Here is a 22,535-nt window from a genome sequence, read left to right as displayed (position 1 = left end):
TCAATTTTTCTTCCGATTCAGTTCGGAGGGTTAACTATGGGAAAAATTCATGAATTTGAACACTATTTCATCGCATAGCTTCTTTCAAATGAACAACAAAATCCAAAACTACGCTTGGGGAAGCACCTCTTCTATTCACGATTTGTTTGGCTTTTCTAACGAAACGAATGAGCCTCAAGCAGAAGTATGGATGGGTACTCACCCAAACGGCTGCTCTGAAGTTCAGGTTGAGCAAAACACGCTGCCTTTGTCTGAACTGATCAAACAAAACCAACCCGCTTACTTATCAGCAGAAACCGCAGCGAAATTTGGCGACCTGCCCTTTCTGTTTAAGATCTTAGCGGCCGAACACGCACTGTCGATTCAAGTTCACCCAAGCAAACAAGATGCCGAAATAGGTTTCGAAAAAGAGCAAAGTGCTGGGATCCCACTAAACGCGAGCCATCGTAACTACAAGGATCCAAACCATAAACCTGAGTTGGTGTACGCGCTGACAAGCTACCAAGCCATGAACGGTTTTCGTTCGTATGACGAGATTATTGAGGCATTTGGCCTTTGCGATATCGATGAGCTACGCGCGCCTCTTGACACATTCAAACGCGAAATCAACTCACAAGGTTTACGCGATTTCTTTGTGCACATTCTTACCATGGAAGGAGAAACAAAAGAGCGAGCACTGAAACAGCTTCTTGCCCACGCTTCACGTCAATCGGATCAAGGCACTGACAGCGACGTTTTCCAGCTCATCTTGGATCTATCCACTCAATACCCTGGCGATGTCGGCTTGTTTGCGCCATTACTGTTGAATGTCATCACGCTGCAACCTGGCGAAGCGATGTTCCTGAGCGCAAGAACGCCACACGCTTACATTAAAGGTACGGGATTAGAGATCATGGCGAACTCAGATAACGTTTTGCGTGCAGGACTCACGCCGAAACACATGGATGTTGAAGAACTGGTTAAATGCACAGACTTTGTGCCTAAGCCGTTTAACAGCCTTGTTCTAGAACCCAATGCCGATGGTTGCCAAAGCCTTTATCCGGTCCCAGTGGCAGACTTTAGCTTCTGCATTCTAAACCAACCGAACAATGAAGTGGTTGAGGCAAACAGCGCAGAGATTTTGATGGCGATTGATGCCGACCTGACACTCATCAGTGATAACGGTGAGACGTTAACCGCCGCGAAAGGACAATCTGTATTTGTTCCTGCTTACGTTGGCCATTACCGTATTCAAAGTGCGGGACGTGTGGCTCGCGCCTTCAACTAGTTTTTGAATAACTGATTCAAACTAACGTCTGACCCAAGGGACTGGGTTAGACAATTTATTCCTTTCATAGATTGAACCATTCCGCTCTTAAGGCACTCATGCTTACACCTTGTCGAATCCAAACACCTACAGGCCAGTTTCTCTAAAAGCCATAACCTCCCGGATCTACCATTTACTCAACATTCATTGTCAAAACCCATTTATGTCCGATAAATTCGTCGCTCCAATATCAAATCACTTGGATAATAAAGGCGCTTGCACAGTGGTATTTGTTGCAAAACGTATAATCAACGTTGTAATCAAAGCCTCAATAACTACAATCTCTGGTTCGATTTTTCAGTTAACGTTTGTATGCCGAAGTTAAACCAAGATAACCCTGTTCAAAGCTCCGCCCTTTCCGATATCGAAACCAGCAGTAAGATTCAATCGGCATTAGAACCGAAGTTTCACAAGCCAGAGAAACGTCTCTGCTTAAGCCCTGGCCTGTCGGATAAGCATTTGGCGCGCCGTTGGCAAGTATTGGAACACGTGACCAATAAAGATCATCTCCTTGATCCTTTCACGCAGTCACATTGCGATGCTTACTCCAACAACATCGAGCACTTCATTGGTACTGTTAATGTGCCGGTCGGCATTGCAGGCCCTTTGCGCGTCAACGGCTTGTATGCGAACGATGACTTTTTGGTTCCGCTCGCAACGACAGAAGCCGCGTTAGTCGCTTCCTACAACCGTGGCGCAAATCTTATCACCGCCGCTGGTGGCGCGAGCGCATTGTTGCTGAGTGAAGGGGTGAGCCGAACGCCAGTGTTCGCCTTTAATAACCTTGCCGACGCTGGCCAGTTCGTCAGTTGGGTTGTGACCCAGTTTGACGCATTTCGTCAAATAGCGGAATCCACCACCTCACATGGCAAACTCAAAGACATCAATGTAAATATCGAAGGAAACCATGTTTATTTGGTCTTTGAATACGTGACTGGTGACGCTTCCGGACAAAACATGGTGACCATCGCAACAAACGAAGTGTTCCATCATATTTTGGCGACCAGCCCAATCAAACCAACTCAAGCATTCTTGGATGGCAACTTATCAGGCGACAAAAAACCAAACGCACACACACTGCGCTCGGTACGCGGTAAGAAAGTATCCGCCGAAGTGACCATTCCTGCTGAGTTGGTGGAAAAATATCTGCATACGACGCCGGAGTCTATGGTTCAATTTGGCAAAATGACCACAGTGGGCGGTTTACTCAGCGGGACAATTGGCGTCAACGCGCATTACGCAAACGCGCTTGCCGCGCTGTACATTGCTTGTGGTCAAGATGCCGCTTGCGTTGCAGAGTCTGCCATTGGAATCACTCGTATGGATGTGGACGCTCAAGGCAACTTGTACGCGTGCGTGACCTTGCCAAACATCATGGTGGGAACGGTTGGTGGTGGTACTGGCCTTCCAACGCAAAAAGCATGTTTGGATATTTTGGGTTTGCACGGCAACGGCAATGCGAAAGCGTTAGCCGAAGTCGCAGCTGCGCTTTGTCTGGCTGGCGAACTCTCGATCGTGGGCGCATTTTGTGCCGATCACTTTTCTCGTGCTCACCATAAGCTTGCCCGAAAATAACCTTTGTTGCTTTGTACAAGAGAACATCCGTGTGGTTTTCTCTTGTGCAAACCAATGGACTTTATTTATTGGCTCAATAATTTCTTGAAACTAACTTAAGCCTTAACAAACATACCAATCTCTTGTTAACAGTACTTTAGCTGTCCCCCTTCTATATCCATTGCGATATCTCTGCTTGTTACTCTTCATTGGCCATATTTAATATCAGTATCTTAGAAAAAATAGCATCAAAAACTTCTAGCACTATAGTACCAAATTCATCGTTTGAGTTTTTTGTTCACCACTTATAGCTACTATACTCGCCTATGCAGCTGCTTGATTTTCATAAATTTACTAAACAGCTCAAAAGAGCTTAATAACTCCCGTTAAATGGACTTAAATCGTTACTTCGGGTAAGCGAGTTAACTATGAGACGTCAGAAGCTAAATAAAATCTCTGCTTGGGTACTAGGATTGGCTATCTTATTGCTGAGCCATGTGCCTAATGTATCAGCACAAATACAGCAATCCCCATCCGATCAAACCGTTGCGCGTTTTCTCTATCAAACCTCTTTTGGACCAACTCCTGCGTTAATTAATGAGGTTAGGGAAAACGGGTTAGAGGACTGGATACAGAAACAAATCAACCTGCCAGCAACCTACCATCAACCACTTTATCAAACGCCTTTTTCTAAAGGCCTACAGTCAAACCGAGAAAATGCTTGGTATCAGATTGTTGTTACTGCTGAAGATCAGCTCAGACAGCGAACGGCTTATGCATTGAGTCAGATCATAGTCGTTTCTCGTTATGGCGGCGTTCTTTCCAGCAAACCTACAGGGTTAGTGAATTACTACGATCTGTTGGTTGAGCATGCGTTTGGCAACTACCGAGACCTGTTGTATGACGTTTCCATCCATCCAGTCATGGGGAGCTATTTGTCTATGCTCGGTAGTGCAAAAGAAAATAGTGCGACAGGAACGCTTCCCGATGAGAACTTTGCTCGAGAGTTAATGCAGTTATTCACTATCGGTTTGTATGAACTCAATTTAGATGGCAGTAAAAAGCTAAACCACGAAACAGGCAAACCTATCCCCACGTACAATCAAACTGATATTCAAGAGCTCGCGCGAGCATTAACTGGATGGAAAAATTCCGACATCGCATTCGTGAAACCGATGCGAGTTATCAGTCAGCGACACGACACCGGCGAGAAGCGATTTCTAGGGAACGTGATCCCATCGGGTCTAACCGCACAAGAAGAGCTTTCAAAAGTGATTGATATGTTGATGTCTCACCCAAATGTTGCTCCATTTGTTTCAAAGTTACTTATCCAACGTTTGGTCAGTTCAAATCCAAGCCCAGCGTACGTCGCGCGTGTTGCTACGATATTTAACAACAATGGGGAAGGAGAAAAAGGCGATCTAACCGCCGTTGTTCGAGCCATATTGCTCGACCCTGAAGCATTAGGGATGACGGATACCCCGCCTATAAAAGTGAAAGAACCGATACTGGTCCTGACTAATTTTCATCGAGCATCAGGTTTTACGGTTAAAGGATCACGTTACGAAGACGCAACAACGATGATGAACATCGCTAATCAAGGGCCGCTTCGTTCTCCTTCCGTGTTTAATTTTTACTCTCCAGACTATCAGCCGTCTAACGAGTTTACGGAGTCTGGTATTAACTCTCCAGAGTATGAACTTCTCAATTGGTCTGTTTATACCGATTTGGTCAACTATATGTTAACCAGCACTCGTAGAGGAGGTGGTGATTCCTACCACTTCGATCTTAACGAGTTTTATCTTCTTCTGGACGATCACCGTGCCTTAGTCGAATTGGTTAACGAGCGTTTCTTTGCTGGAACGGCTTCTGCTGAATTGAAAGAGCTCATGCTCACCGCCCTGAATGATTATCGTGGGGACTATGTGCCAACAACAAAACTCGCTCTAGTGATATTTACCGCCATTTCTGGCGACGAATTCTATATTCAGGATTAGGAGTGAATTATGGATATTTCACGACGACATTTTATACAAAGCACGCTATCGATGGGCGCATTAGCCTCTCTTAGTCTGCCAGGTTACTCTCTCGCAGCGCCATCCAATGACTTTCGAGCATTAATATGTGTGTATTTAGCAGGCGGAAACGATGCATTCAACACCGTACTGCCATTATCGGAGGCGCATTATCGTCAATATTCCAAAGTCAGAGGGCCACTCTCTGTCGCCAAAGAAGACATACTCCCTATCAATTTGAGTGCTGTCGATAGCTCAAATCACCCAGTGAAGCTCGGCTTACACCCAAAGTTAAATGCGTTAACTTCCGTTTTCGAACAAGGCGATGCCAGCATCGTGCTCAATAGTGGCATTCTCAACCATCCCGTCACCAAACAAGCTATTGAGCAAGGTGAAGCATCACTTCCCGAGCAACTGTTTTCTCATAATTCTCAAACAGACGCTTGGTTACTTGGTGGAATGAGCGAGTCTAAAAATCTTGGTTGGGCTGGCAGAATGTTGGATGTATTAAACTCTGAATCAGAAATAACACCGCTATACAGTGTGCATGGCAACTCGCTTTGGTTACGGGCAATGGAACACCGCCAAACTGTCCTGAAAAAAGATCGCGCGGTTCAGCTTACCGCGATTGATAACCCGCTATACAAGGGGATCTATGATCGCCTTCTCTCTCATCAAACTGACAATCCATTTAATGGTCATTTTAATTTGATGGTTGATGAGTCGATGGTAATGAGCAGTGTACTGAGCGAGCAACTCAACCACATTGCTGACGAGCCGCTGTTTACGTCATCGACGCTCGGCAAGCAGATGCAAACCGTGTACAAATTGATAGCAAGCCAAGATGTCCTGAAGCAGCAACGACAAGTCTTTTTCGTTAAACACTCTGGGTATGACCTACACGATTCGCAACTGGCACGTCATCCAGTGTTACTTGAGGATCTCGCGACAAACCTTTTAGCAATGTATCGTGTAGTCGAACGGTTAGGGCTAAACAAGCAAGTCACCTCTTTCACTATGTCTGACTTCGGTCGACGGATGATGAGCAACGGAAATGGTACCGATCATGGCTGGGGTGGTCATCAACTATTAATTGGAGGCGCGGTAAATGGGAAACAACCTATCGGTACATGGCCGGAACTAATACTGGGCGGAAACGATGATTACTCTCAAGGCCGACTCATACCCAAAATTGCCGCTGATCAAGTTGGTTCAACACTAGCACAGTGGATGGGCGTGAGTGATAACGCTGCACTGGAATACGTGTTCCCGAACATCCGTAATTTTACCCATTCAAACCTGGGTTTTATGTCGTAAGATATTTTACAGGTAGCTGTAGAACACATCATCAAATAAGGGAGCCTCGCGCTCCCTTACTCATCTTATGTTTGCAAAGTGTCCGTTACACCTCGTCGCGACGGCGTTCGTTACACAGCTTAATGGCACGCTCAAGTAATTCTAGCGCGGATTGCTCACATTCAGGCAGAACCGCATCACTTTCACCAATTGGCGTTACGCGGTCACCCCATTTCAATACTGCCGCACCCCATGTCAAACCTGCACCAAACGCAGCAAGAAGCATGTTATCACCTGGGTTAACTCGACCTTGCTCTACCGCTTCACACAATGCAATTGGCACCGTCGCAGCTGAAGTATTGCCATAGTTTTGAATGTTAACAAACGCTTTGTCGTGTGGAATTCCAGACAGGTCGCACAAGGTTTGAATAATACGAATATTCGCTTGATGCGGAATCACAACATCGATTTGTTCCGTCGTTAACTGTGATGCTTTCAGTACGGTTTTCGCAGCTAGCCCCATACCTTTTACCGCACGTTTGAAAATTTCTTGTCCTACAAAGTTGAAATCCCAGTAACCGTTGTCTTCCGCAAAGCGATCCATACAAGTACCAAACTTTGGTACGGACAGAATATCGCGGCCTTTTGCGTCACAACCGATTTGAGACTGTAGTAAACCCTTTTCTTTTTCCGTTCTTGATAACACAACGGCGCCCGCACCATCACCAAATAGAACAGCGGTATCTCGCATTGCCCAATCGATGTAGAAAGACAATCTTTCCGCACCAATAATGATCGCGTTACGATAGTTACCTGATTGAATCAAACGTGTGCCCGTTTCTAGGCCATAGACAAATCCCGTACATGCGGCATTTAAGTCAAAGGCAGCGGCTGCACGAATACCTAGGTTCTGCTGTACTTTAGACGCGATATTTGGAATCAATGAATCTGGTGAACAAGTCGCCACAATGATTAAATCCACGTCTGTTGCATCGACGCCTGCTCGAGCTAATGCATGTTTAGCAGCAACGGTCGCCATGTCTGACGTGTTTACATGACTAATACGGCGGTTTTCGATACCAGTGCGGGTACGAATCCACTCATCGGAAGTATCGAGGAAAGTGCTAAGATCATCGTTAGAGAGCACGGCTGGCGGAACACATTTCCCCCAACCTGTAATTTCAGCGTAGTAATTTGTCATCGCAGACCTATTTATTGTTGTATTTTAATAAAATTTCTTAGAACCTTAGGCTCAAATACAAACCTGCGCTGCGTTATTTCGGCAGGTTAAAAAATAAGTATACAAATAATGAGGCTGACTGGTAAGTCATGTTTTCATCAATACGTAATAAAGGAAGAAGTCATGTCATCGTTTAAAACTCGCTGCCCTTCGTGCGGCGGTCTAAATCGTGTCCCTAATGAGCGCGTTGCCGAATCTGCAACTTGCGGTAAATGTAAAAGTGCACTTTTAGACGGCTCGCCTATCGAAGGTACACAAGATAACTTTTCTGCTCTATTACAAAGTGATATGCCTGTTGTAGTAGATTTTTGGGCCCCATGGTGCAACCCGTGCGTTGGTTTTGCTCCTGTTTTCTCTGATGTTGCTCATGAGCAAGCCGGAACGGCTCGTTTTGTTAAGATTGATACCGAAGCTCAACAACAACTTGCGACGCAATTTGGTATTCGCAGTATTCCTACCATTATGGTTTTCAAGAATGGTCAACGCGTTGATATGATCAATGGTGCGTTACCTAAAACTCAATTCGATCAATGGTTAAATCAAGCACTTACTAAATAATCTTCCACGCCAACCTTGTTTGTAGGTTGGCGTTTTTATGCAACTTATCAACCTATCTAGTTAACAAATATTATTTATCGAAACGACTTAAATTTATCATTTTACTTGCCTAACTATTAGCCTCATATTCGCGCCGAATAACCCTTAGATTTCATTTAACTTATAGGCGCAAAACAGTGGAAAACACAGTCGTTCCTGCAGCATCACCACGAGTTACAGTTCCAGTCGTCGCACTGTCTCTTTATGCGGTGGCTTCGGGCTATTTAATGAGCTTGATCCCTCTCATGCTCGGTGAATACAACATCTCAGCAGATTACGCGAGTTGGTTGGCGAGTGTGTTTTATGGCGGCTTATTAACCGGTGCTATTTTTATTGAACGTATCGTACGTCAAGTTGGTCACCGTAACGCGTTTATTGGTTGCTTGGCCGTATTTTCGCTAACTATCGTCACACTACCCGTGTTTGCTAACGGATTGATGTGGCTTGCCGCTCGCTTTATTGCGGGTATCGCGGTTGCTGGTGTTTTTGTCATTGTTGAATCTTGGCTAATGTCTGGAGACGAAGCATCGCGTGCGAGACGTTTGAGCTTGTACATGCTATCGCTTTATGGTGGTTCAGCATTAGGCCAGTTTGGTATTGGCGTGCTTGGCGTAAGTGGCGGCGTTCCGTTTATTGCGATCACGACGTTGATCTTAATGGCGATGCTGGTGCTAATGTTCATTGAGTGTGAGCAGCCAAACAGCCATGAATCAACCGCTTTATCATTTAAGCAAATTGCCAAACTAAACCATGCAGCAATTATTGGTTGTGTTGTTTCAGGTTTGACCTTAGGCGCGATCTACGGATTAATGCCAGTTGAGTTAACTAACCGTAAAATTAGCCATCAAGACATTGGTACATTGATGGCGCTAGTGATTCTAGGTGGCATGCTAGTTCAACCAATGGTGACCGCGTTAAACAAATACATGAGCCGCACAGTGCTAATGGCGTTTTTCTGTATTTTGGGTATTTTTTCGATCGGTATGACCTTTATTTCCTCGTCAGCCGTGGTATTGGCTGCTGCATTATTCTTTTTAGGTGCAGCTACTTTTGCCTTGTACCCGATTGCAATCAACTTAGGTTGCGAAGGACTTGATGAACGCTTTATTGTCTCTGCGACACAAGTCATGCTGTTTAGCTACAGCATCGGCTCTGTTGCTGGTCCTGTTGTCGCTGATAAATTTATGGGCCAAGAACACGGCTTGCTAGGCTACTTGTTTGCCGCTTTGGTTGCGACTGGCGTATACATGCTACTTGCTGCGAGCAAAACCAAGCAGCGTATGGCCGCTGGCCTCTAACCACGCCGCTTCTACTCAACGAAAACGAGGGCATGTCGCCCTCGTTTTTTTATTCTTCGCATTTTTGTTTAGATAAACGCTTGTGACGGTTTGACGCGTTCGCTGCAGGCTTTTCCGGTACCATTCGCTTTTCATGAAGCAAATGACGAACCGCCAAGATGGGATGTTTCAGTAACATTCTGGGGCCAGAGTAACGCATGACCAAACGCATTTGTTCTTTCGGCTCTGGTTTGTAGCAGTGAATCGGACATTTATTACACGTCGGTTTATTCTCTCCATAAGGACAGCGGTCGAGGCGCACTTCTGCGTATTCAAGCAGCTCATGACATTCTGAGCATAAGTCACGTTTTGTTCCATGATGGTCATGACAGTAAACCTCTACCATGGCTTTTACTGTCTTAAATTCAGTGGCGAGTTTGCCAAGTAAAATATCGCTCATGCGCTATCCAAAAATCACAACATCATTGTGTAAAGTTCTAACGTGCGGCCATTATCATATTGCTGCTCAACTCGTTCAAACTCAAAGCCCAGTTTTTTGAGCAAACTTATACTACGAATATTGTCATTGTTGGTGATGGCAACCAAATTATCGAGTTTCATTTCCTCTCTAGCGTATTCCAGCACTGCGGTTGCAGACTCCGTTCCGTAGCCGAAGCCATAAGCGGAAGGTAAAAATCCATATCCGAGATCATAGTGTTGTAATGTGTCACGTTTAACCAACCCACAAATCCCGATGGGTTGTCCATCTTCTTTCTTCTCTACAACGAGTAAACTCACGCCTCTAATTTTTTGCATGCGTAGCATGTTTTCTTTTATGTAACGCGCCGCTTCATATTCGGTACGAATTTGTTTGTCTCCGACAAAACGGTAGAAGTCTGGGCGGTTATAAAGTTCTAGTATAAATGGTGCATCATTTACACTCACAAGACGCAGTATCAAACGTTCGGTGTACAGTGTTTTCATTTGGGCTCCATTAAAACGCGATAGATGATTGGACATAGGAACGTACTTGAATTTTGCGACCGATACCGGCGCTTATTTAGTTGTAACTTGATAAAAAAGTAACTATCCTGCCTCGCTAAATTAAAGGACCACCACCATGAACCGCAAGAAGAAAATCAATCAGATCTTGAAAGCGAAGCAGAAGAAGCATAACGCTAAGCTACATAAGAGCAATAAGCCGCGTTATATCTCCAAAGCTGAACGCGCGAAAATGGAAGCTGAAGAACAAAACCAAGCTTCAGAACACACGGAAAACGTTGTAGACACAGCGCAGACAGATCAAGCCTAAAAGAAAAGCCGCTTCAAGCGGCTTTTTTGATATTTGGAGCGAGTTAGCTTTAGTATTCAACACTGTAGTTCAGTGTGAATGTGCGACCTCTTCCTTTGTAGTCGTACGCTGCTGCATCGTAGTGTGCTGCATAAAGAATCTGCGCACGTTGTCCCCAAGCGGTTGTGTAGTCTTCGTCAAATAGGTTTTGAATACCAAAACCTAACTGCCCGATAGGTAGTGTTACGTTACCAAGAAGATCAAACGTAGTGTATCCATCTAGTTTGTTGTTTGCGTCATCTTCGTAATCAAACATCGTCTGGCTTTGTAGACGTAGTGAATAGCCATCCTGATAGTAAGCCGCCCACGCGTTCGCTTTTGATGTACTTGCTTTACCCGCACTTAGATCTTCCCACTTACCGTTGGTTTTCAGCTCAGAAACCACATAGTGACCTGATGCACCTAACAAAATATCACGGTTTACCCAGTAGTTAATGTTTGCTTCGGCACCGTATACACGTTGCTCGTCATCAACATTGGTGATTAGGAGCGTCTTCTTGTCATACTTGATTGAGTTATCCGACACCGAGTAGTAACCCGCCGCTTGCAGTGCGACAGTATCCGTATCTAATCGGTAACCAATTTCATAGCTGTCCGTTTTGATGCCCGACATTTTTGAGTCAGATACGTTAATGCTATTGTTCAACGCGTAGTGACCATTTGCATCCGCGGCATCGTAGCTACCTTGGCCGTAGTACTTTGCAGGATCAGCGAGTTCGAAACCTTGAGAGAAGTTCGCCCAAAGCTGAGATTCATCGTTAAGCTGATAAATGGTGCCCAAATTAAATAAGCTCACAGAGTAGTCAGTGCTGCCACCTGGTACCGCATCCGCTGATACACCATTACCCGATGCGATCTTCTTTTGTATACTATAGGCAACAAAATCATCAATCTTATTGTCCATGTATTGGTAGCGGTAGCCTGCTTGTACTGACCAATCTTGATTGATTTGGTAATCCCCTTGGACAAACATTGCGTAAGACGCCACATCAACATCTGGGTAACGCCCCACTTCGGCATAGGTTCGATTAATTAAGTTCCCAGAGCTGTTCGCAATGGTTGGATCGAACAGAGCCTGGTTACTTTCAAAACGGTCTAAGTACGCATCGACACCATAAACAAGTTTGAATGACTCCCAGCTTTTAGCTAACGCTAAGCGCCCAGCAAAAACTTCTGTTTTTTGTTGAGAGGCACTTTGGTAATAAGGAGTAAAGGTTTGGTCTTCACTACGGTAAGATAACTCGCCTATCAGTTGATGACCGAATACGCTGTCGTGAGCGTAGTTCGCACTTAAGAGAACTCGCTCTGTACCATGTTCACGGTCGGAATCGAACCCCTCTCGTACATCAACAAATTTATTGTTAACAATGTACAAACCGTATGGCGAATCTTGCTGGCTGTCATAGTATTGTGCGACAAGGTTTAACTTGCTGGCATCGGAGATTTGAATCTCGGTCGATCCCATAACATCGAGCGTTGAATTATACTGCAAAGAGCCCTGTGAAATGTCTGGGGTGACAATGTCGCCATTTGCGTCAAATGCACCTTGTGTCTCGGTGTACACAACCGAACCTCTAGCGATAATTCGCTCATTACCACCCGAGATAGACTGAGCGAGTTTGTAATCAAAGTCATCGCTGCTATTAAAGCCTGTAGTGCCACTCACGTAGGATTCAAACGACAAGTCATCCGAGTACGCTTTCTTGGTGATAATGTTAATAACACCACCAGTAGCGCCTGCACCATAAATGGAGGTTGCACCAGATAGTACTTCAATTCGCTCGATGTTGAATGGGTCTATTGCATCTAACTGACGACTAATCGGGCGAGAAGACTGTAACGAGACACCATCAATCATTACCAACATTGCTCTACCGCGAAGGTTCTGACCATAGTTAGTTCGACCACCGGTGCCGACGTCTAAAGAAGGGATGGTTGCAGAAAGAATATCACCCAGTGTCTTGCCCGCACGATATTGCTGAGCAATCTCTTCTTGGCCAACAAACCAAACCGTTCCTGGAATATCGGAGATCGATTTCGGCATCACACTGCCTACAACAACCAATTGCTCATCGCTCGGAGTCGATGTTTGTTGAAGATCTTCTGCTGCTATTGAGCTAACTGCGTATCCACTGCTCATCGCAAGTACGATGAGATTGAAAGAAAACGTCCTTTTCATCATTGTATTTATCTTTTTGTTGTCAACAAGAGCATGCAATGATACTTATTCTCACTCTCAAATCGAGCACTGTTACACAAGTTAAATAAATGTTAATTAAGAACCTTCTTGCTCATAAGCTGTCGATTTTCCTCTAAACGAGGACAATCTGCACAAAGCTTTCTGCCTTCACACTTATAGACTAAACAACAACTTTTTCTTACTAACTTTAGCGGCTGATCAGATTCCGTCTCATGAAGTGAGCGGCTATTATCAACATCCAAACCCATTGCGCTTAGCCACAAGACCGCATGCTCCTGAAGTGTCGAGTTAGTCATTTGCGGAAAGCGCTGTTGGAGACGAATTAAACAAGCCATGATTCCGTCAGACATCAATTGATGGGTGAAGCCAGGACGAATGCGTGTCCATTGACTCATCTCTTGTTGATAGAAGTCGAACAGTTCTCGGATTTGACGCCCCGCCTCTTTTATCAACGCTTCTGGCTCGCCATGTATATGCGCTTCGTCGGCGAATCGGTACCCAGAAACAAAACAAGGTTTGAGGTGCTGCGCTATCTCGCGAATGTTTGGCAACGTGTGGTAACCGTAAATAGAGATGAATGCGACATAAACTGGCTGCCAACAAAGTAAATCCCACGTTCTTGTCAACCAATATGCTTTTCCCGCTTCCGGATGAGCCTCCGAGATTTGCTGGTAAAGGCCTTGGATGATCGGGTTGATATCATTCTCGATATGGATAGCTTCTTGCCCTATCTCGCCGATATCACCGTGTAGATAAGGTGTAATCTCACTCGAAGTTTGAAACAGTTGCGGGAAAAATTGCTCAGACATGATGGCTTATTGTTGGTGTAGTCATTCTGACACCTTTATACCCAAGCACCAATCGCAATGCAAACTATTATCCTTTGCGTTTTCATAACAAAGAAGCACCTTTAGGGTTAGTTATGACTGTATTTCCGCGTTCTGTGAAACTGTAAGGTCTGGTTACGTATGCGATGAATAGCAACAAACTCTTAAACCTCTTCGCATTTAACGCTCACATGATCGCAAAAATACACAGCATAAAAACACCCTGATAAAACTGTGTTAACAGTTCCCCTGTGTAGCGTGAGTTATTGCCAATAATTGAATATTGCTGTTTCTTATCCAGCGGATTGTGAACAACATGAAGTATTTTCTTTCTGAATATCGAGACAATACAAAGAGGTAATTTGGCTATGTAGCCCTCTGTTTTGAATAAGGAAATCCACATGTTGTATCTTGAGTTTCTATTTTTGCTCGTGATGCTGTATATCGGCTCACGTTATGGTGGTATAGGCCTTGGGGTCGTATCCGGAATTGGCTTGGTGATTGAAGTCTTCATCTTTAAGATGCCGCCAACCTCTCCTCCTGTCACCGTCATGTTGATCATTTTAGCGGTGGTAACATGTGCTTCCATTCTTGAAGCCGCTGGCGGTTTGAAATACATGCTGCAAGTTGCCGAGCGTGTGCTTCGTAAGAACCCAAAACGCGTCACCCTTATTGCTCCGTTCGTGACTTACTTTATGACCTTCCTACTTGGTACAGGTCACGCGGTTTACTCTATCATGCCAATCATTGGCGACGTTGCACTTAAAAACGGCATTCGTCCTGAGCGTCCTATGGCTGCCGCTTCTGTCGCCTCTCAAATCGCAATCACGGCATCACCAATTTCAGCGGCCGTAGTTTACTACTTGGCGCAACTCTCTGATATTCAACACGAGATCACTCTGCTCTCAATTCTGCTCGTTACTGTACCTGCAACGCTATTCGGTACGTTGTTGATGTCACTTTACAGCCTAAAGCGTGGTAAAGAGCTAGACGACGATGAAGAATACCAAGAGCGTTTGAAAGATCCTGTGTGGAGAGAAAAAATCCTCAACACAACTGCAACGTCTCTTGATGAAGTACTACCAACAAGTGCTCGTAACTCTGTATTGCTGTTCATTGCTTCTATCTTGGTTATCGTCGTTATCGCGATGTGGCCAGACATTCGTACCATCGTAGATGGCTCGAAGCCAATCAGCATGGCAGTTGTGATTCAAATGATGATGCTCTGCTTCGGCGGTATCATTTTGCTTGCGACCAAAACTGACCCGCGTGACGTACCAAATGGGGTGGTATTTAAATCTGGTATGGTGGCGGCGATTGCTATCTTCGGTATTGCATGGATGTCAGATACCTACTTCCAGTACGCTATGCCTCAATTTAAATCTGGCATCGTTGAGATGGTAACCAACTATCCTTGGACATTCGCGCTTGCGTTATTCATTGTGTCGGTTGTGGTGAACTCTCAAGCTGCAACGGCTCGCATGATGCTGCCTGTTGGTCTCGGCTTAGGTTTGGAACCTGCGCTGCTTATCGGCTTGATGCCAGCGGTATACGGCTACTTCTTTATTCCAAACTACCCTTCAGATATCGCGACTGTGAACTTCGATACCTCGGGCACAACTAAGATTGGTAAGTGGTACTTCAACCACTCATTCATGTCTGTGGGCTTAATCGGCGTGATTGGTGCGTGTTGCTTGGGTTACTTGCTAGGGCAAATGATCATTCCTTCGTAACTAGCCAAATCAACGATAAATTAGAGGCGAGTCATTGTACGTTTCGTACAGCCTGAGTGACTCGCCTTTCTTTATTGCACTATTACTACAGCAAGAAATCGTCATCAATCGCGACAAAATTGTCGGCACAATCAATCAGAGTTTGGGATGTTAGCTTAGGTACACCATAAACGGTCACCGTGTTATTGAAGCGCTGCTGAATTCTCTCTACTAGCAGACTAAAGTCTCCATCTCCCGAAACTAGAATCACTTCCTCAACTTCGGGAGCAATTTCAATTGCATCGAGAGTAATACCCACATCCCAATCGCCTTTCGAGCTACCATCACGACGCTGGATGTAGGGTTTAAGCATCACCTCAAAGCCAACACCCCGAAGAATATGGTGGAACTGACGTTGCTTGGGATCATTGCTCGCAATAGCATAAGCACGAGCACTTACCACCTCTTTCCCTTGTGTGGCAACATACCAAAACTGGTTGTAATCAAAATTGCTTCGATACGCTTCGCGACAGGTGTAATACACATTCTGTACATCAACCAAAATGGCGATTTTTTGTTTGCTTTCCGAACTCATCTATTTCTACGCTCAATTTATTTGCTGCCTACCCTATGCCAGTTTTGGAAAAAGCACAATGAGCCAATTCCACTAAACTTAACGTATAAAAAGTTATTTGGGTTTCTAGGGGAACTGTCATGGGCGGAAAGTTACTAGTGATACTGCTTTCTTGTATCTTGTCATCGACAGCATTTGGTTATCTAGCGCACTCCAAATACTGGCCACATAGAAGTGTGCTCTACTTTGCGCCAGAAAATGATGAATACGTCAAACAATTCTTGCTAGAAACACTTATGAATGAGTGTGAGTTGGAAGACAGAGATGTCGTCACGCTGGTCATTACAGAACAAGGTTATACTTTTCCTGCTTGGCTTAAAGAAGAGTTCGACCTAAAAATGCTAGCTCGTCTTTATGAGGTCGAAAAAGGTTCTCATACCGCTATTTTGCTTGGTAAAGATGGGCTAGAAAAGCACCGTTGGGGCGCAGAAACAGACTGGCCGTTTATCAACAACCTCATTGATCAAATGCCTATGCGTAAGCAAGAAATGCAGAGGCAACAAAGCCCCTGTAAAATATAGTCACTTCTGAGCAGTATTACTTTGCGAACCAATCCAACTTGTTGTGAAGTTGAGTCACGCTGCCAACCACAATCAATGCTGGGCTCACGGCTTGCTCTGCCATGATCGATAGCTCGTTCAACTTTCCTTGGAACACGCGCTGCTCTGGGCGCGTACCGTTTTCAATAATGGCGCATGATATCTCAGGATCTAACCCGTGAGTGACCAGCTTATCCATAATATGGCCGCTTTGCTTCAAACCCATATAGAACACAAGTGTGTTGTTGGATTGCGCTAGTGAATGCCATTCAATCTCACGACCATCTTTTTGTACATGACCAGTGATAAATTGAACGCTTTGTGCATGGTCGCGGTGTGTTAATGGAATACCAGCATAAGCCGTCGCGCCCGCCGCCGCCGTAATACCCGGAACCACTTCGTATTTGATGCCAAATTCGGCTAGCTCTTCTAGCTCTTCACCACCACGGCCAAATATAAATGAGTCACCGCCCTTCAGACGTACAACACGCTTACCTTCTTGCGCTTTCTGCACCAAGATTTGATTGATTTGATCTTGAGGCACGCAGTGAAAGTCCAATTTTTTGCCAACGTAAATCATCTCTGCTGATGCATGAGCCAATTCAAGAATATCTTTCGACACCAATCGGTCGTACACCAGAACTTCAGCCGCTTGAATGGCTTTTAAGCCTTTTACTGTGAGCAAATCAGGATCACCTGGACCTGCACCAACAAGAGAAACTAAGCCGCTGTTTAAAGATGAGTGAGCAGTAGTCATATCAACGCCTATCGAAAAATTTAGATATAAAGAGTAACACTCGCGTTATGCACTTAGGGCTAAAACCACTCTAAGGAGTTATTACTTTTTATAGCTAAACCAATAAAATATGTCGCGAAAGTGAAAGTTAAAAATTGAAATCCAAGTTAGAGAACAGTCCCGCCCATCCAGAAGCGGGACCATATTAAGCGAATTACCCGTTAATGGTTATTTAGCCATTGCAGGTTGTGCTTTTACTTCTTCTTCAGCATTGATAGAAGGCGCAGTTTTAGCGTGAGTTAGGTACAGTGGAATACAAGTCATTACTAGACCACCAACAATGTTACCTAGGATGGTTGGGATAAGGTTGAAGTTCAACCAAGTCGCGATACCAAAATCCGCACCTAGAATCATACCTAGTGGGAATAGGAACATGTTTACTACTGTGTGCTCGAATACTAGTGCGAAGAAGATGAAGATTGGGAACCACATCATTGCTACGCGACCAGACACTGAACGTGCAGTCATGTTGCCGATAACGCCTAGACATACCATTAGGTTACAGAAGATGCCACGTACGAAACACGTGATCCATCCGTCCATACCCATGTTTTCAAAACCAAGGCTACGCGCGGTAGAAACAGCCACAAATTTCTTCGCTACTGCATTCAGTTCTAGAGAGAAGTTACCTGTTAGAGAGATAGCCACTAGGTAAGCAACGATCAGAGAACCGATAAGGTTACCCAAGCCTACAAGACCCCAACAACGGAAGATACGACCCCAAGTGATGCCCGGACGGTTAGCAAACTTAGCCAGAGGCGCTAGACCAAAAACACCGGTTACTAGGTCATACCCCATCACACTTAGAATTACGAAACCAACGGGGAAAACAAGTGCTCCTACAAGACCGATACCCGTTTGTACAATCGCGGTAATAGCAACCACCACCGCAAGCGAAAGAATAACGCCAGCCATCGTACCGCGAAGCAGAAGGTCTCGCGTGCTTGTATTAGTTTTCGCTTCACCAACATTGATCATGGTTTGCACGAATTCTGCAGGCTTAAAATCAGTAGACATGAATGTGTCCTTATCCAAAATTGAAAGTTAAAAAGTTAAAGATTGAATAGAGAAAGGCTTCCCGTTGACACCTGAACGCTATCTACAACACCTCGCTTCCCTGTTCCCCTGAGATGATGCTTGGAAAGCCTTTGTCTATTGAATCTAGGTTTCAGTTCATTCCCTCCCCCTAAGAGGAGGGAATGAAAACCAAGCTTACGCAGAGATTTCTACTTCGCCGTTGGTTACACGCGTTTTGTACGCTTTCACGCTAAAACGTTCGTCTTCCATGCACGCACCTGTTGTCAGGTTAAAGCGCTGCTTCTTAAGTGGGCTTGCCACCCAAAGCTCGCCTTGGTGCTCACAGATCAAACCGCGAGAAAGCACGTTTGATTGGAAGAACGGGTCTGTGTTGCTGATCGCCAGCACTTCTTCTGCTTGTGTTGGGCGAAATACCGCAACTTGCTGACCATTAACCAAAGCACAAACACCCGTGCCCGGTACGATGTCGCTGATTTGGCAAATCTTTTCAAATGACATAATCAAACTTCCCTTATGCTTCAGTGATCGCTACGTGTAGGATGTCGCCTTTCGCTTCAGGGTGTTTTTCCGTGAAGGTTGCTGGGCGGTGCTGTTCGCGCTCTTGTACAAACACGACGTTTTCATCGCGCTTGTCAGAGTTGATGAAGTGCGCGAAACGAGTCAGTTGTGATTCGTCGTTGATGGTCGCAGTCCACTCACACTCGTACTCGTCTACAAGCTTCGCTACGTCAGCTTCTAGTTGAGTGTTGATGCCAAGTTTGTCGTTAACAATCACTTCGCGTAGGTAGTCAACGCCACCTTCCATGTTTTCCATCCAAACTGATGTGCGTTGTAGTGGCGCAGCAGTACGGATGTAGAACATCATGAAGCGGTCGATGTACTTGATTAGCGTTTCTTTATCTAGGTCACTTGCAAGTAGGTCTGCGTGACGAGGTTTCATACCACCGTTACCACATACGTACATGTTCCAACCTGCGTCAGTCGCGATAATACCAAGGTCTTTACCTTGTGCTTCCGCACACTCACGAGTACAGCCAGAAACACCGAACTTCATCTTATGAGGTGTACGAATGCCTTTGTAACGGTTCTCGATGTAAGAACCCAGACCAACAGAGTCTTGAACGCCGTAACGACACCACGTTGAGCCAACACAGGTCTTCGCCATACGAAGTGCTTTTGCGTACGCTTGACCTGTTTCGAAACCAGCGTCGATAAGCTTGCGCCAGATCTCTGGAAGATCGTCTTTTTGAGCACCAAACAGACCAATACGTTGAGCACCGGTTACTTTGGTGTATAGGTTGTATTCTGCTGCAACGTTCGCTAACGCACCCAGTGCTTGAGGTGTTACTTCACCACCCGCCATACGTGGGATAACAGAGTAAGTACCGTCTTTTTGGATGTTACCTAGGAAGTTATCGTTCGTGTCGTGCAGCTTAACCAGTTGTGGCTTAAGAATGTGCTCACCCCAGCAAGAAGCCAAGATAGAACCAGCCAGTGGTTTACAAACTTCACAGCCGTAACCTTTACCGTATTTCTCTAGAAGCTCATCAAACGTTTTGATCTCTTCAATACGGATTAGGTGGAACAGCTCTTGGCGTGAGTATGCAAAGTGCTCACACACGTCGTTCTTCACTTCGATACCAGATTTAGCAAGCTCAGCATTTAGAACAGAGGTCACTAGAGGAATACAACCACCACAGCCTGTACCTGCGCCAGTCACTGCTTTGATGTCGCCCAATGTGTGGTGACCATCAGCAACCGCTTGTGCGATCTTGCCTTTGGTTACGTCGAAACAAGAACAGATTACTGCGCTTTCTGGTAGAGCGTCTGCACCGAGTGCTGGTTTCTCAGCGCCTGCGTGTGCAGGAAGGATCAACGCATCCGGGTGTTCTGGTAGGTCGATTTCGTTCAACATAAGTTGAAGCAGGTCACCGTAGTCAGAGGTGTCGCCAACCATAACCGCGCCAAGCAGTTTCTTGTTGTCTTTAGAAACGATAAGACGTTTGTAAACTTCTTGTTCTTCGTTCTGGTAAACGTAACTCTTACAGCCTTCAGTACGACCGTTCGCGTCACCGATTGAACCTACTTTTACACCTAGAAGTTTCAGCTTCGCAGACATGTCAGCGCCTTCGAATTTGCTTTCTGTGTTACCTAGTAGGTGGTCAACAGCAACGGTCGCCATCTTGTAGCCAGGAGCAACAAGGCCGTAGAACATTTCGTTCCAAGACGCACACTCACCAATCGCGTAGATGTTCTCATCAGAAGTCTGACAATGGTCGTTGATAGCAACACCGCCACGAGGTGCCACTTCTAGCTCCATTTGGCGTGCTAGTTTGTCTTGTGGACGAATACCTGCAGAGAATACGATGAAGTCTGTTTCTAGTTCTGAACCGTCAGCAAAACGCATAACGTTGCGTGCGTTTGTGCCTTCTGGCGCAATCTCAAGCGTATTTTTGCTGGTGTGAACGTTCACGCCCATACGCTCGATCTTTTGTCGAAGTTGGTTACCACCAGCAAGGTCAAGTTGCTCAGCCATTAGCTTCGGTGCGAACTCAACAACATGCGTTTCTACACCCAGTGCTTTCAATGCGCCTGCTGCTTCAAGACCTAGCAGACCACCACCGACAACAACGCCTGATTTGCTCTTCTTCGCACACGCTTCGATCGCTTTAAGATCTTCGATAGTACGGTAAACAAAACAGTCTTTGCTTTCGTGACCTTTGATAGGTGGAACAAATGGGAATGAGCCAGTAGCAAGAATAAGCTTGTCGTATTGAACTTCACGGCCAGTGCTTGAGTAAACAATGCGGTTTTCACGGTTGATGTTAATCGCGCGTTCGCCGATCAGCATGTTAATACCGTGTTTCTCGTAGAAGCCTTCTTTTACTAAAGAAAGTTCATCTGCAGTATGGTGAGAAAAGTAAGAGGAAAGGTGCACACGGTCGTATGCGACACGAGGTTCTTCACAGAAAACCGTAATGTCTATATTAGACATATCAGCTTTCTCGACTAAGTCTTCAATATAACGGTGCCCTACCATACCGTTACCGATGACTACTAGCTTCAACTTGCTCATTATAATTCCTAAGGGTTAGGTTCTTATCACTGAGCTCATTGTTAATTGTGAAAGAAAATTAATACATGATGTAAATCAATTACAATTTCAAACTACCCTAAAGGGGTAGATGAACGTATTTATCTGACTATTGCGAAATAAAAAGTAATTTATTAACGGATATTGGTAGTTTTAACAAACTGAGATAACCGAAGCCATGCTAGCAACGGACTATACCGTTTTGCTTTTATGAAGTTAGGTTGACCATCGAAACCGAGCACACCTACGATAAATCCTGCTTTTCTTCTAAACGACGCACTCACTTGACTTCACCGTTTCAAGGTGATCAGAGAACAATATCTGAAGTGATTGAAAGATTTAGAAAAATCAAGCTTCACAACAAAAATTTTTTACTAGCTAAGTCGCACTATAAAGACTAAAATCAGGTTTAGTTCATATGGAATAGCGTCCATATGATTGATACCGTAATTGACATATAGAGTGCCGTCCCATTTTTGTGAGGCGGCCTTTTATTTGGGAGTCATAAAATGTCAGAAAACAATTCTATCTACATCTCAAGCTTAGATATGAACCGAATCACGGCTTTGTTGGATAAAATGCCAAACATCGCAGCGGAGCTTGTGGAATTAGAAGCAGAGCTCGACCGAGCAACAGTTCTTGAGCCAGAACAAATGCCAGATAACGTGGTCACGATGAACTCGACTGTAGAGTTTAAATTTTCAGGTGAAGATAGAACCATGACAAAGACACTGGTTTACCCTTCTGAACTGAAAAGCAGTGATGATATCTCTATTTTTGCGCCCGTAGGCAGCGCACTGATCGGTTTGTCTGTTGGTCAAAAACTTGAATGGCCAATGCCAAATAATCAAGTGAAGACAATTGAAATTGTCGATATCACATACCAACCTGAGCGTTGTGGTGCACTAAACCGCTAGCCCTCAGTAGTCCCGGTGCAAAGGCCTCCATTTAAGACTTTGCACCAGGAGAGCCCCTCGCTTACCCCCTATTTCCTTCTTTGTTTTCCAAGCATTTACTTTGCTGCTCTTAAGTAACATCACCGATTCTTTATTATTTACC

20 protein-coding genes are annotated in these 22,535 nt (G+C 45.0%); 10 read left to right on the top strand and 10 right to left on the bottom strand.

What is annotated here, in order from left to right; all coding sequences use genetic code 11:
• Positions 1-49 precede the first annotated feature (49 nt).
• The 4 genes from manA to MTF70_RS15770 all read left to right on the top strand — a co-directional run bounded on the left by manA (position 50) and on the right by MTF70_RS15770 (position 6,192).
• Positions 50-1,267 carry a mannose-6-phosphate isomerase, class I gene (gene manA, locus MTF70_RS15785; protein WP_213961089.1) on the top strand — a complete coding sequence of 406 codons (1,218 nt, stop codon included), beginning with the start codon at positions 50-52 and terminating at the stop codon, positions 1,265-1,267.
• 351 nt (positions 1,268-1,618) lie between these two features.
• Positions 1,619-2,881, top strand: a complete 1,263-nt coding sequence (locus tag MTF70_RS15780) for a hydroxymethylglutaryl-CoA reductase (RefSeq protein WP_047101062.1) — start codon at positions 1,619-1,621, stop codon at positions 2,879-2,881.
• Between the two features lie 407 nt (positions 2,882-3,288).
• Entirely contained in the window at positions 3,289-4,857 is a 1,569-nt protein-coding gene (locus tag MTF70_RS15775) for a DUF1800 domain-containing protein (RefSeq protein WP_213961088.1), read from the top strand.
• Positions 4,858-4,866: 9 nt separating this feature from the next.
• A complete protein-coding gene (locus tag MTF70_RS15770) occupies positions 4,867-6,192 on the top strand; it encodes a DUF1501 domain-containing protein (RefSeq protein ID WP_213986626.1) in 1,326 nt (441 codons plus the stop codon).
• Between the two features lie 85 nt (positions 6,193-6,277).
• Here MTF70_RS15770 and MTF70_RS15765 read toward each other — a convergent pair whose 3' ends face one another.
• Positions 6,278-7,372, bottom strand: a complete 1,095-nt coding sequence (locus MTF70_RS15765) for a ketoacyl-ACP synthase III (protein ID WP_054579613.1) — start codon at positions 7,370-7,372, stop codon at positions 6,278-6,280.
• 162 nt (positions 7,373-7,534) lie between these two features.
• On the opposite strand from MTF70_RS15765, the gene trxC reads away from it, so the two are divergent.
• Both trxC and MTF70_RS15755 read left to right on the top strand, forming a co-directional pair.
• Positions 7,535-7,969: a thioredoxin TrxC gene (gene trxC, locus MTF70_RS15760; protein ID WP_005387991.1), complete on the top strand. Its 435-nt coding sequence runs from the start codon at positions 7,535-7,537 to the stop codon at positions 7,967-7,969.
• Positions 7,970-8,145: 176 nt separating this feature from the next.
• On the top strand, positions 8,146-9,306 hold the full coding sequence (locus MTF70_RS15755; RefSeq protein ID WP_017634647.1) for an MFS transporter: 1,161 nt from the start codon (positions 8,146-8,148) through the stop codon (positions 9,304-9,306).
• A 49-nt stretch (positions 9,307-9,355) separates the two neighbouring features.
• On the opposite strand, the gene MTF70_RS15750 is transcribed toward MTF70_RS15755, so the two are convergent.
• Positions 9,356-9,745 (bottom strand): nitrous oxide-stimulated promoter family protein, encoded by a 390-nt coding sequence (locus tag MTF70_RS15750; protein ID WP_025767744.1) that lies wholly within the window; start codon positions 9,743-9,745, stop codon positions 9,356-9,358.
• Positions 9,746-9,759: 14 nt separating this feature from the next.
• The gene (locus tag MTF70_RS15745; protein ID WP_025767743.1) at positions 9,760-10,269 is read right to left on the bottom strand and encodes a GNAT family N-acetyltransferase; all 510 of its coding nucleotides are present in this window, start codon (positions 10,267-10,269) and stop codon (positions 9,760-9,762) included.
• A 136-nt stretch (positions 10,270-10,405) separates the two neighbouring features.
• On the opposite strand from MTF70_RS15745, the gene MTF70_RS15740 reads away from it, so the two are divergent.
• The gene (locus tag MTF70_RS15740) at positions 10,406-10,597 is read left to right on the top strand and encodes a DUF2986 domain-containing protein (protein ID WP_005376066.1); all 192 of its coding nucleotides are present in this window, start codon (positions 10,406-10,408) and stop codon (positions 10,595-10,597) included.
• A 49-nt stretch (positions 10,598-10,646) separates the two neighbouring features.
• Here MTF70_RS15740 and MTF70_RS15735 read toward each other — a convergent pair whose 3' ends face one another.
• Together MTF70_RS15735 and MTF70_RS15730 are read right to left on the bottom strand one after the other, a co-directional pair.
• A complete protein-coding gene (locus tag MTF70_RS15735) occupies positions 10,647-12,818 on the bottom strand; it encodes a TonB-dependent receptor (protein WP_213986625.1) in 2,172 nt (723 codons plus the stop codon).
• An 89-nt stretch (positions 12,819-12,907) separates the two neighbouring features.
• Positions 12,908-13,645 carry a siderophore ferric iron reductase gene (locus MTF70_RS15730; RefSeq protein ID WP_042520969.1) on the bottom strand — a complete coding sequence of 246 codons (738 nt, stop codon included), beginning with the start codon at positions 13,643-13,645 and terminating at the stop codon, positions 12,908-12,910.
• Between the two features lie 419 nt (positions 13,646-14,064).
• On the opposite strand from MTF70_RS15730, the gene MTF70_RS15725 reads away from it, so the two are divergent.
• Complete coding sequence (locus MTF70_RS15725) at positions 14,065-15,396, top strand: anaerobic C4-dicarboxylate transporter (RefSeq protein WP_005376060.1); 1,332 nt, start codon at positions 14,065-14,067, stop codon at positions 15,394-15,396.
• 85 nt (positions 15,397-15,481) lie between these two features.
• Here MTF70_RS15725 and MTF70_RS15720 read toward each other — a convergent pair whose 3' ends face one another.
• Positions 15,482-15,970, bottom strand: coding sequence for an NYN domain-containing protein (locus tag MTF70_RS15720; RefSeq protein ID WP_005376059.1), 489 nt, complete (start codon positions 15,968-15,970; stop codon positions 15,482-15,484).
• A gap of 119 nt (positions 15,971-16,089) precedes the next feature.
• Here MTF70_RS15720 and MTF70_RS15715 point away from each other — a divergent pair, with 119 nt between their 5' ends.
• The gene (locus MTF70_RS15715; protein WP_213986624.1) at positions 16,090-16,530 is read left to right on the top strand and encodes a DUF4174 domain-containing protein; all 441 of its coding nucleotides are present in this window, start codon (positions 16,090-16,092) and stop codon (positions 16,528-16,530) included.
• A gap of 16 nt (positions 16,531-16,546) precedes the next feature.
• Here the strand turns inward: MTF70_RS15715 and cobA are convergent, their stop codons facing one another.
• From cobA to nirB, 4 genes are all read right to left on the bottom strand, one after another.
• Entirely contained in the window at positions 16,547-17,305 is a 759-nt protein-coding gene (gene cobA, locus MTF70_RS15710) for a uroporphyrinogen-III C-methyltransferase (RefSeq protein ID WP_213986623.1), read from the bottom strand.
• A 207-nt stretch (positions 17,306-17,512) separates the two neighbouring features.
• Positions 17,513-18,361 carry a formate/nitrite transporter family protein gene (locus tag MTF70_RS15705; protein ID WP_005387971.1) on the bottom strand — a complete coding sequence of 283 codons (849 nt, stop codon included), beginning with the start codon at positions 18,359-18,361 and terminating at the stop codon, positions 17,513-17,515.
• A gap of 195 nt (positions 18,362-18,556) precedes the next feature.
• On the bottom strand, positions 18,557-18,880 hold the full coding sequence (gene nirD, locus MTF70_RS15700; RefSeq protein WP_054575426.1) for a nitrite reductase small subunit NirD: 324 nt from the start codon (positions 18,878-18,880) through the stop codon (positions 18,557-18,559).
• Between the two features lie 13 nt (positions 18,881-18,893).
• The gene (gene nirB / locus MTF70_RS15695; protein ID WP_213893396.1) at positions 18,894-21,458 is read right to left on the bottom strand and encodes a nitrite reductase large subunit NirB; all 2,565 of its coding nucleotides are present in this window, start codon (positions 21,456-21,458) and stop codon (positions 18,894-18,896) included.
• Positions 21,459-21,985: 527 nt separating this feature from the next.
• On the opposite strand from nirB, the gene rnk reads away from it, so the two are divergent.
• The gene (gene rnk, locus MTF70_RS15690; protein ID WP_005376048.1) at positions 21,986-22,393 is read left to right on the top strand and encodes a nucleoside diphosphate kinase regulator; all 408 of its coding nucleotides are present in this window, start codon (positions 21,986-21,988) and stop codon (positions 22,391-22,393) included.
• The last annotated feature ends 142 nt before the right edge of the window (positions 22,394-22,535 follow it).

Source organism: Vibrio sp. 2CM40D, assembly GCF_023161825.1.
Taxonomy (GTDB): Bacteria; Pseudomonadota; Gammaproteobacteria; order Enterobacterales; family Vibrionaceae; genus Vibrio; species Vibrio alginolyticus.
This window is presented reverse-complemented; position numbering and strand designations above follow the sequence as displayed.

What these genes read in the sequence shown, in the direction of transcription:
- manA (WP_213961089.1), top strand. Translation starts at nt 50, where the DNA reads ATGAATTTGAACACTATTTCATCGCATAGCTTCTTTCAAATGAACAAC.
- MTF70_RS15780 (WP_047101062.1), top strand. Translation starts at nt 1,619, where the DNA reads ATGCCGAAGTTAAACCAAGATAACCCTGTTCAAAGCTCCGCCCTTTCC.
- MTF70_RS15775 (WP_213961088.1), top strand. Translation starts at nt 3,289, where the DNA reads ATGAGACGTCAGAAGCTAAATAAAATCTCTGCTTGGGTACTAGGATTG.
- MTF70_RS15770 (WP_213986626.1), top strand. Translation starts at nt 4,867, where the DNA reads ATGGATATTTCACGACGACATTTTATACAAAGCACGCTATCGATGGGC.
- MTF70_RS15765 (WP_054579613.1), bottom strand. Translation starts at nt 7,372, where the DNA reads ATGACAAATTACTACGCTGAAATTACAGGTTGGGGGAAATGTGTTCCG.
- trxC (WP_005387991.1), top strand. Translation starts at nt 7,535, where the DNA reads ATGTCATCGTTTAAAACTCGCTGCCCTTCGTGCGGCGGTCTAAATCGT.
- MTF70_RS15750 (WP_025767744.1), bottom strand. Translation starts at nt 9,745, where the DNA reads ATGAGCGATATTTTACTTGGCAAACTCGCCACTGAATTTAAGACAGTA.
- MTF70_RS15745 (WP_025767743.1), bottom strand. Translation starts at nt 10,269, where the DNA reads ATGAAAACACTGTACACCGAACGTTTGATACTGCGTCTTGTGAGTGTA.
- MTF70_RS15740 (WP_005376066.1), top strand. Translation starts at nt 10,406, where the DNA reads ATGAACCGCAAGAAGAAAATCAATCAGATCTTGAAAGCGAAGCAGAAG.
- MTF70_RS15735 (WP_213986625.1), bottom strand. Translation starts at nt 12,818, where the DNA reads ATGATGAAAAGGACGTTTTCTTTCAATCTCATCGTACTTGCGATGAGC.
- MTF70_RS15730 (WP_042520969.1), bottom strand. Translation starts at nt 13,645, where the DNA reads ATGTCTGAGCAATTTTTCCCGCAACTGTTTCAAACTTCGAGTGAGATT.
- MTF70_RS15725 (WP_005376060.1), top strand. Translation starts at nt 14,065, where the DNA reads ATGTTGTATCTTGAGTTTCTATTTTTGCTCGTGATGCTGTATATCGGC.
- MTF70_RS15720 (WP_005376059.1), bottom strand. Translation starts at nt 15,970, where the DNA reads ATGAGTTCGGAAAGCAAACAAAAAATCGCCATTTTGGTTGATGTACAG.
- MTF70_RS15715 (WP_213986624.1), top strand. Translation starts at nt 16,090, where the DNA reads ATGGGCGGAAAGTTACTAGTGATACTGCTTTCTTGTATCTTGTCATCG.
- cobA (WP_213986623.1), bottom strand. Translation starts at nt 17,305, where the DNA reads ATGACTACTGCTCACTCATCTTTAAACAGCGGCTTAGTTTCTCTTGTT.
- MTF70_RS15705 (WP_005387971.1), bottom strand. Translation starts at nt 18,361, where the DNA reads ATGTCTACTGATTTTAAGCCTGCAGAATTCGTGCAAACCATGATCAAT.
- nirD (WP_054575426.1), bottom strand. Translation starts at nt 18,880, where the DNA reads ATGTCATTTGAAAAGATTTGCCAAATCAGCGACATCGTACCGGGCACG.
- nirB (WP_213893396.1), bottom strand. Translation starts at nt 21,458, where the DNA reads ATGAGCAAGTTGAAGCTAGTAGTCATCGGTAACGGTATGGTAGGGCAC.
- rnk (WP_005376048.1), top strand. Translation starts at nt 21,986, where the DNA reads ATGTCAGAAAACAATTCTATCTACATCTCAAGCTTAGATATGAACCGA.